The sequence below is a fragment of the Candidatus Krumholzibacteriia bacterium genome (genome assembly GCA_029865265.1).
Classification (GTDB): Bacteria; Krumholzibacteriota; Krumholzibacteriia; order WVZY01; family JAKEHA01; genus JAKEHA01.
Window position 1 is genome coordinate 33,153 of record JAOUHG010000027.1, and the last position, 11,185, is coordinate 44,337.

The 11,185-nt window shown below is 65.9% G+C and carries 13 protein-coding genes; 10 read left to right on the forward strand and 3 right to left on the reverse strand.

Annotation, left to right across the window (positions count from 1 at the left end):
* Positions 1-52: 52 nt before the first annotated feature.
* A complete protein-coding gene (locus OEX18_11585; GenBank protein MDH4337903.1) occupies positions 53-991 on the reverse strand; it encodes a prenyltransferase in 939 nt (312 codons plus the stop codon).
* A gap of 29 nt (positions 992-1,020) precedes the next feature.
* Positions 1,021-1,656, reverse strand: coding sequence for a class I SAM-dependent methyltransferase (locus OEX18_11590; protein ID MDH4337904.1), 636 nt, complete (start codon positions 1,654-1,656; stop codon positions 1,021-1,023).
* On the opposite strand from OEX18_11590, the gene OEX18_11595 reads away from it, so the two are divergent.
* Positions 1,631-2,428 (forward strand): histidine phosphatase family protein, encoded by a 798-nt coding sequence (locus OEX18_11595; GenBank protein MDH4337905.1) that lies wholly within the window; start codon positions 1,631-1,633, stop codon positions 2,426-2,428. The two genes, OEX18_11590 and OEX18_11595, sit on opposite strands and share 26 nt — an antisense overlap.
* Positions 2,429-2,454: 26 nt before the next feature.
* Here OEX18_11595 and OEX18_11600 read toward each other — a convergent pair whose 3' ends face one another.
* Positions 2,455-3,072, reverse strand: a complete 618-nt coding sequence (locus OEX18_11600) for a TIGR04282 family arsenosugar biosynthesis glycosyltransferase (protein MDH4337906.1) — start codon at positions 3,070-3,072, stop codon at positions 2,455-2,457.
* 268 nt (positions 3,073-3,340) lie between these two features.
* Between OEX18_11600 and ndhC the strand changes: the two genes are divergently transcribed.
* The 9 genes from ndhC to OEX18_11645 form a co-directional block, all read left to right on the forward strand.
* Positions 3,341-3,703, forward strand: a complete 363-nt coding sequence (ndhC, locus tag OEX18_11605) for an NADH-quinone oxidoreductase subunit A (GenBank protein ID MDH4337907.1) — start codon at positions 3,341-3,343, stop codon at positions 3,701-3,703.
* An 8-nt stretch (positions 3,704-3,711) separates the two neighbouring features.
* Entirely contained in the window at positions 3,712-4,242 is a 531-nt protein-coding gene (nuoB, locus tag OEX18_11610) for an NADH-quinone oxidoreductase subunit NuoB (protein MDH4337908.1), read from the forward strand.
* A gap of 7 nt (positions 4,243-4,249) precedes the next feature.
* Positions 4,250-4,780, forward strand: a complete 531-nt coding sequence (locus OEX18_11615) for an NADH-quinone oxidoreductase subunit C (GenBank protein MDH4337909.1) — start codon at positions 4,250-4,252, stop codon at positions 4,778-4,780.
* A gap of 3 nt (positions 4,781-4,783) precedes the next feature.
* Positions 4,784-6,094, forward strand: coding sequence for an NADH dehydrogenase (quinone) subunit D (gene nuoD / locus OEX18_11620; protein MDH4337910.1), 1,311 nt, complete (start codon positions 4,784-4,786; stop codon positions 6,092-6,094).
* A 5-nt stretch (positions 6,095-6,099) separates the two neighbouring features.
* Positions 6,100-6,645 carry an NAD(P)H-dependent oxidoreductase subunit E gene (locus tag OEX18_11625; protein MDH4337911.1) on the forward strand — a complete coding sequence of 182 codons (546 nt, stop codon included), beginning with the start codon at positions 6,100-6,102 and terminating at the stop codon, positions 6,643-6,645.
* A gap of 14 nt (positions 6,646-6,659) precedes the next feature.
* Entirely contained in the window at positions 6,660-7,967 is a 1,308-nt protein-coding gene (gene nuoF / locus OEX18_11630; protein ID MDH4337912.1) for an NADH-quinone oxidoreductase subunit NuoF, read from the forward strand.
* On the forward strand, positions 7,967-9,568 hold the full coding sequence (locus tag OEX18_11635) for a 2Fe-2S iron-sulfur cluster-binding protein (protein ID MDH4337913.1): 1,602 nt from the start codon (positions 7,967-7,969) through the stop codon (positions 9,566-9,568). The genes nuoF and OEX18_11635 overlap by 1 nt, the downstream gene beginning before the upstream one ends.
* Before the next feature lie 13 nt (positions 9,569-9,581).
* On the forward strand, positions 9,582-10,880 hold the full coding sequence (locus OEX18_11640; GenBank protein ID MDH4337914.1) for an NADH-quinone oxidoreductase subunit H: 1,299 nt from the start codon (positions 9,582-9,584) through the stop codon (positions 10,878-10,880).
* Positions 10,881-11,185: NADH-quinone oxidoreductase subunit J (locus tag OEX18_11645; GenBank protein MDH4337915.1), on the forward strand; the 305-nt coding region annotated here is incomplete at its 3' end.

An 11,185-nucleotide genomic window follows, 5' to 3' on the forward strand; every position in this document is an offset into this window, starting at 1 on the left:
GAGTATGGGCACAACCCGCTGTCCCCGTCGAGCGTCATGTGCGCAATCGCGGTCAGCCGCGCACCAGCCGGGCGAAGAAGGCCAACGGAATCAGCCCGAACCAGAGCGCAAACAGCAGGCCGTTGAGCAGCACACCGTCCATGGGGCGCGCGGATTCCGGGCGCCGGACCGCCGCCAGGGCTGTAACCGCCAGCCACAGCGCGTGCGGGACCGTGACCAGGTAGGCCGCGCCGTACCAGCCGGACACGATGCGGTCCTGCCAGAGCAGGATGCCGCCCAGGCTGGCCGCGATCGCCGCCGCCGCCGCGATCCCCGCCGCGCCGCGGGGGCCGAATACCACCGCGTAGGTTCGCCGCCGCACCGCTTCGTCGGCGCGAATATCGGGGATGCCGGCGAGCGTGCGAAACGCCAGCAGGGCGCAGAATGCCGGCATGGCGATGAGCCAGGGCAACGGGTCCGTGCGCGCGCCGCCCTGCGTGACCCATCCGGTCAGCGCGGGGAAAACGCCCAGGCCGAGGGCCGCGCTGATCTCGCCCAGGCTGCGCTGGCACAGGCGCACCGGTGGCGCGCTGTAGCCCAGCCCCAGCGCGAGCCCCAGCACCAGCAGGGCCAGCGTGGGCATGCGCAGCGCGTGCGGCGTGAGTGCCAGCAGCAGACCCGAGGCCGCACCCAGCGCGGCGATGGCGATCGCCGCGCCACGCACCACGGCGTCGCGGGTCATGGCGCCGGTCACGAGGGTACGCGATCCGCCCGAGAAGCGGCCCGGGCTGCGGTTGACGATGTCACCCGGATAATCGAAGTGCTCGTTGGTGAGCGCGGCCGCGACGTAGATCAGCAGCAGTGAAGCGCACGCGACGAGCGCGCGCGGGAGATCGAAGGCGCGCGCCTCCAGCGCGCCGGCCGCCGCTCCCGCGCCGAACATCAACACCACGAAGGGCATGTACTCGGCGCGCACCGCGCGCACCCACGCCGATATTCTGGAAACGGGCACGCCTTTGATCCTCCGGTTGCGCCTTGCCGTCAGCGTTTGACGGCCAGGGTCAGTCCGTCCCGCAGCGGCAGTACCACGCGCTCCACGCGCAGGTCGCGCGCAACGTGCTGGTTGAAGGCCACGATGGCATGGTCGTCCTTCTCGCGCGGATCCAGCACCTTGCCGCTCCACAGCACGTTGTCGGCCAGCAGCGCGCCGCCGGCGCGTACGTGCGGCACGCACGCCTCCCAGTAGCGGATGTAGTTCTGCTTGTCGGCGTCGATGAACACCATGTCGAACGGCCCTCGCAGGCCGGCGAGGGTCTCCAGGGCCGGGCGCAGTTCCAGCGTGATCTTGGCCCCGTGCGCGCTGCGCGCCCAGTAGCGGCGGGCGATGGCGGTGGCGCGGGGGTCGACGTCGCAGGTGATGACGCGGCCGTCCGCGGGCAGGCCCTCGGCCAGGCACAGCGAGCTGTAGCCGGTGAAGGTGCCGATCTCCAGCACGCGCCGCGCGCCCATCAGGCGCGCGAGCAGGCGCAGGAAGAGGCCTTCGGAATGCCCCACCATCATCTGCGGGCTGTCCATGCTGGCGCGCGTCTCTTCCGCGAGCTCGGCAAGCAGGGCTGGCTCCGGCGAGGAATGTTCCGCGGCGTAGGCGTCGATGGCTTCGGAGACGATCGGGATCATGGCGGCCTTTCCGCGCGGCGGGAGCCGCGCCGGTAACCGGGAGCATACGCGACCGGGTGCGCGCGGGCAATTCTTCCCGGTGCTGGTTGCGCCGCCGCCGCGCGCACATTACTATGCCCGCACCATGCAGGTGTTGTATCTCATTCGCCACGCCGAGACCGGATTCAACCGGGTGGGGCGGGTCCAGGGGCACACCGAGTCGACGTTGAGCCGGCTGGGTCACACCCAGGCGCGCCGCACCGGCGAGCGCCTCGGCTACGTGGACTTCGTGGCCGCGTACGCCAGCCCCTCCAGGCGCACGCTGCAGACCGCACGCATCGCCCTGGGCGACCGCGTGGACGTGAACGCGCGCGAGGGCCTGCGCGAGATCAACCTTGGCGCGTGGGAGGGGCTCAAGGCGAGCACGCTGCGCAAGCGCTACCCGCGCCAGGTGCACCTGTGGTTTCACAAGCCCAGCGCGGTGCGCATCGCGGGCGCGGAAACGGTGGCGCAGTTCCGGCGGCGCGTGGTGCGGGAGATGAAGGGAATCCGCGAGACGCACCCGAAGGGGGAGATCGCGGTGGTGACGCACGGCGGCGTGATCTGCGTCTATCTGACCGCGCTGCTGGGCATGAAACTCGATGACCTGTGGCAGTTCAAGATCCGCAACGCGTCGGTGACGCGGGTTCTGTTTCCGCAGGGCCGCGCGCGCGTCGACCTGCTCGGCGACATCCACCACCTCAACGGCGCCTTCCGCGAGATTCCCAACCGGCCGTTCCGGCTGTTTCCGTAGGCACACGTTCCCGTCCGTAACCCGCCTCAGTATCCGATCTCTTCCAGCGCGCGCTCCACGTGAACCAGCCGCTCGCCGGCGGCGACGCGACGCGCGTCGCACAGCGACTTCAGCATTGCCAGCGACGCCGCGTCGTCCACGTCGTACCAGGGCGGGGTCAGCGCCAACGACAGACCGGCCTTGTGTACCGCGTCGACCGTGCGCGCGAACACCGCCGCGCTGCCCCAGGGGATGTCGCGAAACAGCGCCGGCGCGATGGCGCGCAACCCCACCAGGTAATACCCGCCGTCCAGCGCGGGGCCGAGGACGACGTCGCGATGCTTGAGCAGCCGGAAGGCGCGCTTGACGTGGGTCAGGGGAAGGTCGGGGCTGTCGGAGCCGATGATGACCGCGCGGGCGCCGGGGGACTGCAGCAGCGTCTCGAAGGCAGCCGCCAGGCGCTCACCCAGCGCCTCGCCCCGCTGTTCGGCCACCGGCCAGCCGCGCGGGAGCACCGGGGCCAGGTCCGCGGGGCTGCCCCCGGAGACGAACACCGTGGGCCGCAGGCGGGTGCGCTGGAGCCTGGCGGTAAGGTCATGTAAAAAAGCAAGATAGAGCTTGGCAGAGCCGTCCGGGGTGAGCGGCGGGACGAGCCGGGTCTTCACCGCGCCGGGCACCGGGACCCGCACGAATATGCCTAATTTATTGTAATACATTGTGTTATGGCTCCGGATCGCACCCGGGAACGCCCGACTCTAACACGCCCGGGCCCCTGCCCGCAGCCGCGAAACCGGGCCGTTCCCGACCCCGCGATCCACGTTGACACCCCGCCGGGGTTCGCGGTAACTTGAGCACGGAGATCTTTGTGAAATTGGTTACAAAGACCCCCCGGTTCCAGAATCATCCCAAATTCAACGTCCGCGCTAGCGACACATGACGCTTGCCCTGAAATACGTCCCGGTGCTGGTTCTCTTTGCGCTCGCGCTCATGATCCCGTTGATCATGCTCGGGATCGCGGGCGTCACCGGCCCACGCCAGGGCAGTCCGCGCAAGTTCACGCCCTTCGAGTCCGGCGTGGAGTCGATCGGCGACACGCGGCACCGTTTCTCGGTGCGATTCTTCCTGGTGGCGCTGCTCTTCATCATCTTCGACATCGAAGCCGTCTTCATTTATCCGTGGGCCGTGCTCTTCCGTGAACTCGGTTTATTCGGACTGGTTGAAATGACGATATTCCTGACAGTTCTGCTCCTCGGACTGTTCTACGTGTGGAAGAAAGGGGCGCTGGAGTGGGAATAAACCAGGACATGATCAATCCGGTCACCAAGGACGAGACCGGCATCATCACCACGCGCCTGGACGACATGGTGCGCTGGGGACGGAAGAACTCGCTGTGGCCGCTGCCGTTCGGAACGGCGTGCTGCGCCATCGAGTTCATGGGCGTGGTGTCGAGCGATTTTGACATCTCGCGTTTCGGCGCCGAGCTGGTGCGCTTCTCGCCGCGCCAGTCGGACGTGATCCTCGTCGCGGGCACCATCAACTACAAGCTGGCCCCGGTGCTCAAGCGCATCTACGACCAGGTGCCCGAACCCAAGTACGTTATCTCCATGGGCGCCTGCGCGTGTTCCGGCGGTTTCTACGACAACTATGCGACGGTGCAGGGAATCGAGCAGTTCATCCCGGTGGATGTGTTCATCCCGGGCTGCCCGCCGCGCCCCGAGGCCATCCTCGACGCCATTTTGAAGCTGCAGGAACGGATTGCGAAGGAGCCCGTAACCAAACGCGGCGTGCCGCGCCGTCACGAGGTCGTGGACAAATTCCGCGACAACCAGGACTAGGAAGCCAGTGGCAGACAAGCAGAGCACCCAGCACGACGCCATCGTCACCGCCCTCAAGAGCCGGTTCGGCGAGGGCATCATCGACGTGGACCGCGCGTTCGGCGACTGCACCTTCGTGGTGAGCAAGTCCGCCGTGCACGACGTGCTCGCGCACCTCAAGGACGACCACGGCTTCAACATGCTCATGGACATGGCGGGCGTGGATTGCATGAACCTGCCGTCGTACCGCGAGCGATTCGAACTCAACTACATGCTGTACTCGGTGCCAAACAACGTGCGCGTGCGCGTGGAAGTGCCGGTGCCGGAGCTGGACATGGATGTGCCCACCGCCACCGACCTGTGGAAGTCGGCCAACTGGGCGGAGCGGGAGGCGTTCGAGATGTTCGGATTCAACTTTGTCGGGCATCCCTGTCTGAAGAGATTGCTGACGCACCACGAGTTCAAGGGGCACCCGCTGCGCAAGGATTACCCGGTGATGGCGGGGCAGTGGTGCTCGTCCACCTCGGACATGACCGAAGAACTGAACGAGCCGAAATAGACCATGGCCGACCCGAAGACATTCAACATCGAGGACTTCGTCCCCCGCGACGGCCAGGAACGCCCGCGGTATTCGGCGAAGGACTTCGACGGCGACGTGGACCCCTTGCGCGACGACTTCAACGAGGGCCTCACACTCCCCGACATCAACACCCAGCCGATGTTCATCAACATCGGGCCCACGCACCCGGCCACCCACGGCACCTTCCGCGTGTACTGCCAGCTCGACGGCGAGACGGTGGAGAAGGCCGGCGTGGACATCGGCTACCTGCACCGCGGTTTCGAGAAGATCGTCGAGATCAAGCAGTACAACCAGGTCATCCCGTACACCGACCGCCTCAATTACTGCAGCGGCCTCACCAACAACGTGGGCTACTGCAAGGCGGTGGAGCGGATGATGGGCCTGGAAGTGCCGCCGCGCGCCATCATGATCCGCGTGATCATCATGGAGATCCAGCGCATCATGGACCACATGATCTGCTGCGGCGCCAACATCGTGGACATCGGCGCGCTCACCAACTTCTGGTACTTCTTCAACGCGCGCGAGAAGCTGAATGACCTGCTGGAGGCGCTCACCGGCGCCCGCCTCACCTACAGCTACACGCGCGTGGGCGGCCTGGCGTGGGATCTCCCCGATGGCTGGCGCGACAACGTCAAGACCGTCCTCAAGGGGATCCCGAAGGCCATCGCGGACGTACGCGGCCTCACCCAGAAGAACCGCATCTTCCAGGACCGCACGCGCGGCGTCGGCGTGATCAGCCAGGAAGACGCCATGAGTTTCGGCTGGACCGGACCCACGTTGCGCGCCACCGGCGCCGACCTGGACCTGCGCAAGGTGCAGCCGTACTACGGCTACGAGAACTTTGACTTTGACATCCCGGTGGGCGTGAACGGCGATGTGTTCGACCGCATCCTGTGCCGTATCGAGGAGATGGACGAGAGCCTCAAGATCATCCACCAGGCCATCGACATGATTCCCGACGGTCCGGTGATCGTGGACGACAAGAACGTGGTGCTGCCACCCAAGCAGAAGGTGCACACCTCCATGGAGGCGCTCATCAACCACTTCAAACTGGTGATCGAGGGCGTGAAGCCCGCGCCGGGGCGCATCTACGACGCCATCGAGACGCCCAACGGCGAGCTCGGCTTCTACATCATAAGCGACGGCAGCGGCCACCCGTACCGCATCAAGGTGCGCCCGCCGTGCTTCTACGCGATGAACACGCTGAAATTTCTCATCGAGGGCGGCATGGTGGCGGACATCGTTGCCATCCTTGGCGGGCTCAACGTGATCGCGGGAGAGCTGGACCGGTAAGACCCATGTCGCACGGACACCACGCCATCGTCAGCACCGGGAAACCCTTTGCGTTCTCACCCGAGAACGAGAAGCGCTTCCAGGAGCTGCTGCCGAAGTACCCCAGCAAGCGCGCGGTGGTTCTGCCCGCGCTGTGGCTGGCGCAGGAGCAGGAGGGACACCTCACGGTGGAGTCCATGGAATACGTGGCGAAGAGGCTGGAGCAGACCGCGGTGAGCGTGTTCGCGGTGGTCGAGTTCTACTCCATGTTCAAGACCGAGGCCATGGGGAAGCACCACATCCAGATCTGCCGCACGCTCACCTGCGACATGCTCGGCTGCGAGAACCTGCAGGCAGTCATCCACAAGAAACTCGGCATCGGCCCCGGCGAGAAAACCGCGGACTGCAAGTTCAGCCTGGAGATGGTGGAGTGCCTGGGTTCGTGCGGAACCGCGCCGGTGATGCGCATGGATAACCGTTACTGGGAGAACCTGTCGGTGGAGAAACTCGAGCGGATCATCGACGCCTGCAAGGCGGGGCGCGATCCGGCATCGGAAGATACCGGCCGCTGAAGACGAAGAACGCGATGTCACACACCATCATCAGCACGCGCTTCGACAAGAAGGACAACCACACGCTGGCGGGTTATCTGGCCAACGGCGGCTACCGCACGCTCCCCAAACTGTTCGGCATGAAGCCCGACGAGGTGATCGAAGAGGTCAAGCGCTCCGGGCTGCGCGGCCGCGGCGGCGCCGGCTTCCCGACCGGCATGAAGTGGAGCTTCGTTCCAAAGAACACCGACAAGCCCAAGTACCTGTGCGTCAACGCCGACGAGGGCGAGCCGGGCACCTTCAAGGACCAGCTCATTCTCAAGTTCGACCCGCACGCGCTCATCGAAGGCATCATTGTGTGCTGCTACGCGGTGGGGATCAAGACCGCCTACGTGTATATCCGCGGCGAGTACGACTTTCCGATTGCGCGCTTCAGCGCCGCAGTGGCGGAGGCGTACGCGAAGGGTTACCTCGGCAGGAACATCCAGGGCTCCGGCTTCGACCTCGACGTGGTGGTGCACCGCGGCGCGGGCGCGTACATCTGCGGCGAGGAAACGGGCCTCATCGAGTCGCTCGAGGGCAAGAAGGGTCAGCCGCGTCCCAAGCCGCCGTTTCCGGCGGTGGTGGGTGCCTTTGGTTGCCCGACCGTGGTCAATAATGTCGAGACCATCGCCGCGCTGCCGTGGATCATGGAGAACGGCGCCGCCGCCTATGCGGCCATCGGCACCGAGAAGAGCAAGGGGACCATGCTGTTTTCCATCAGCGGCATGGTGGAGCGTCCCGGCGTGTACGAGAGCGAGTTCGGCGTGAACCTGTGGGACTTCATCGAGAAGTCCACCGGCGGCATCAAGGGCGGCAGGAAGCTCAAGGCCGTCATCCCGGGCGGTTCGTCGTCGGCCATTCTCACCGCCGAAGAGGCGCGCAACGTGAACCTGGATTACGAGTCGATCGCGGCGGCGGGCTCCATGGTGGGTTCGGGTGCGATCATGGTGCTCGACGAGGACACCTGCGTGGTACGCGCGCTCGAGGTGGTGCTGCGCTTCTACGCGCACGAGTCGTGCGGACAGTGCCCGCCGTGCCGCGAGGGAACCTACTGGATGTACCAGCTGGTGAGCCGCATCCGCGCGGGCAGGGGACGCCCCGAGGACATCGATACGCTGCTCGCCATCTGCCCCGACATGACGGGGCGCACGGTGTGCGTGCTGGCGGACTCGGCCGCCATTCCCACGGCCAGCTACATCAAGAAATTCCGCCCCGAGTTCGAGGCGTACATCGACAAGGCCAACCCGCCCGAGCGCAAGCTGATGCCGGGTGGCGTGAACCTGGAAGCGGGGGCGCACTGATGCCGGTAACGCTCACCATCAACGGCAAGCAGGTGCAGGCGGCCGAGGGCGCGCTGCTCATCGACGTGTGCGCCGAGCACGGCATCGACGTGCCGCACTTCTGCTACCACCCCGGGCTCGGCCCCGACGGCAACTGCCGCATGTGCCAGGTGGAATTTATTACAGAGCGCGGCGGGCGCCTGGGTATCTCGTGCAAGACGGTGGTGAGCGAGGGCCTGGTGGTGGACACCAACAGCGCCGCGGCGAAACGCGCGCGCGCGTCGGTGGAGGAGATGCTGCTGCTCAACCACCCGCTGGACTGTCCCATCTGCGACAAGGCCGGCGAGTGCACGCTGCAGAACTACTACATGGAGCACGACCTCCAGAACAGCCGCCAGGATTTCACGCGCTTCAAGAAGGAAAAGGCCAGTGACATCGGGCCCACGCTCATCCTCGACCAGGAGCGTTGCGTGCTGTGCGACCGCTGCGTGCGTTTCCTGCGCGATGTCGCGGGCGAAGAGCAGCTCTACATCGCCGGGCGCGGCCACGAGGCCTACATCACCACCTTCCCGGGACAGGAAGTGACGAGCCCGTACTCGATCAACACCGTGGACCTGTGCCCGGTGGGCGCGCTTACCTCCAAGGACTTCCGTTTCGACTCGGCCACCTGGTTCCTCAAGAACACGAACTCGGTGTGCACCACGTGCGCCCGCGGCTGCAGCATGCAGATCCAGAGCAAAAAGGGTCAAATATATCGCATGCGCCCGCGGCACAATCCGGACGTCAACGGCTACTGGGCGTGCGACGAGGGCCGCTTGAACTACCAGTTCGTCAATCACGACCGCCTGCAAACCCCCGCCCTGCGGCGCGGTGGCGAGATACTGCCGTGTTCGGGCCAGGAGGCGGTGTCGGCCATCCGCGAGATGCTGGGCCTGCGGCCGGCCGGCAAGGCGGACGCGGCCACGGCGCGCAAGAGCGTTATTCTGCTCTCCGCCACGGCCACGCTGGAAGAGATGTTCCTGTTCCGGCGCCTGGGGGCGGAGTGCCTCAACGCGACCGTGCTGGTGGCGCGGCACGTGCCCGACGGCGTCACCGACAAGATTCTGCGCCGCGCCGACCGGCACCCCAACACAAAGGGTGCCGAGATGCTCGGCCTGCGCGTCATCGATCTCACCGCCGGCGCGGACGCGTCGGTGGTGACGGGCGCACTGGGCAGCGACGGCGTCCTGCTGGCGGTTGGATTCAATACGCACATCTCGCCGGCGCTGGACGCGATCCTCGCCGACGCCAAGCGCATCGTGGCCTTCTCGGGGTGCGCGTCGGTGCTCACCGAGCGCGCCGAGATGGTCTTTCCGGGCCTGACCTTCGCGGAGAAGGACGGCCTGGTGGTCAATTTCGAGGGGCACGTGCAGCAGCTGCGTCCCGCGATCGACGCAAAGGGCGAGTCGGAGTGGCGCATCGCGGATGCGCTGCTGTCTTCGCTGCTCGGCGTGAAGCCGCACGAGTCGGTTGCGCACGTGCGCAAGGCAATCATGGACGTGGTGCCCGCCTTTGCGGGCGTGGACCTGAACAAACTGGGAGCCACGGGAGCGCGTGCCGCCGCGCAGCCGGTGGCGGGGTGATAGAAGTACCAACATGACACCCAACTGGGTTGACTTCGCCATCATCGGCGGCAAGGCCATCTTCATCTGGGCTTTTGCGCTGTCGCTCATACCGGTGCTGATCTGGTTCGAGCGCAAGGGCGCGGCCTTCATCCAGGACCGCGCCGGTCCCAACCGCGCCGCCGTCCTCGGCATCCGCCTCGCGGGCCTCATTCATAATATCGCCGACGTGGTCAAGCTCCTCATGAAGGAGATGATGATCCCCCCGCAGGTGAACCGGACCTACTTCATGATTGCGCCGGTGCTCGGGTTCACGTTCATCCTCACCTCGTTCGCGGTGATTCCCTGGGCGGACCATTTCCTGGTGGCGGGGCGCAACATCTCCATGCAGGTGGCGGACCTCAACGCGGGCATTCTCTATATCCTCGCGGTCACCTCGCTCAACGTGTACGGCATCGTGCTGGCGGGCTGGTCGTCCAACAACAAGTTTGCGCTGATGGGCGGGCTGCGCTCCACCGCGCAGATGATCAGCTACGAGATTCCGCTGGGGCTCGCGCTGGTGGGCGTGTTCATGGTGTTCTCCACCGTGCAGCTCAACGAGATCGTGCGCGGCCAGGGCGACCTGCTGTGGGGCTTCCTGCCGCGCTGGGGCGTGGTGGTGCAGCCGCTGGGCGCGATCCTCTTCATCGTGGCGGCGTTCGCCGAGACCAACCGCAACCCCTTCGACCTGCCCGAGGGCGAGTCCGAGATCGTGGCCGGCTACCACGTTGAGTACAGCGGCATGCGTTTCGCCCTCTTTTATATGGGTGAGTACGCGGCCATGGTGCTTTCCGCCGCCATGATCACCACGCTGTTCTTCGGCGGCTGGCAGATTCCGTGGTTCCCGACCGAGACCATCGTGGCGCATGCGCACGTGTGGCTCAAGGTGATGCTGGGCGTGGGTGGGGTGGGCGCGCTGGCCTTCGCGGTGATCATGTTCATCTGGGCACGCCGCATGCGCGTCGGCGGCTTCGGTGACATGCGCGACCAGGAGGGCAACGTGCTGGGCACACTCAACATCCTGGTGGGTGTGGCCATGTTGTTCTTCCTGTTCAAGGTGGCGGGTATGAATTCGCTCCCCGAGTGGGGCGCGCGCACGGTAACACTGGTGGCGCAGATCAGCGCGTTCGCCGTGAAGACCATCTTCTGGTGCTGGGTGTTCATCTGGGTGCGCTGGTCGCTCCCGCGCTTCCGGTACGACCAGCTCATGCGCCTGGGGTGGAAGAACATGATCCCGCTGTCGTTCGTGAACATACTGCTGACGGGTCTGGTCCTGATCCTGATGGGCAAATAAATGGCCATCCTGTTCTACATATTCGCCGCACTCGCGGTGCTGGGCGGACTGCTCATGGTGAGCCTGCGCAACCCGCTGTCGGGGGCGTTCTCGCTCATTCTTTCGCTGGTGTCGCTGGCGGGCCTCTTCGCCATGCTCAACGCGGAGTTCGTGTTCATCCTGCAGGTGCTGGTTTACGCCGGCGCCATCATGGTGCTGATCATTTTCACCATCATGCTCCTCAACCTGAACAAGGAGGAGCTGGAAGAGCCGCCGGTGGCGTGGATGCGTTTGATCTTCACCGCGCTGGTGTGCGCGGTGGCGGC

Coding starts and splice junctions, on each gene's coding strand:
- OEX18_11595 (MDH4337905.1), top strand. CDS start 1,631: ATGGCTTCGGAGACGATCGGGATCATGGCGGCCTTTCCGCGCGGCGGG.
- OEX18_11590 (MDH4337904.1), bottom strand. CDS start 1,656: ATGATCCCGATCGTCTCCGAAGCCATCGACGCCTACGCCGCGGAACAT.
- nuoD (MDH4337910.1), top strand. CDS start 4,784: ATGGCCGACCCGAAGACATTCAACATCGAGGACTTCGTCCCCCGCGAC.
- OEX18_11635 (MDH4337913.1), top strand. CDS start 7,967: ATGCCGGTAACGCTCACCATCAACGGCAAGCAGGTGCAGGCGGCCGAG.
- OEX18_11640 (MDH4337914.1), top strand. CDS start 9,582: ATGACACCCAACTGGGTTGACTTCGCCATCATCGGCGGCAAGGCCATC.
- ndhC (MDH4337907.1), top strand. CDS start 3,341: ATGACGCTTGCCCTGAAATACGTCCCGGTGCTGGTTCTCTTTGCGCTC.
- OEX18_11625 (MDH4337911.1), top strand. CDS start 6,100: ATGTCGCACGGACACCACGCCATCGTCAGCACCGGGAAACCCTTTGCG.
- nuoF (MDH4337912.1), top strand. CDS start 6,660: ATGTCACACACCATCATCAGCACGCGCTTCGACAAGAAGGACAACCAC.
- nuoB (MDH4337908.1), top strand. CDS start 3,712: ATGATCAATCCGGTCACCAAGGACGAGACCGGCATCATCACCACGCGC.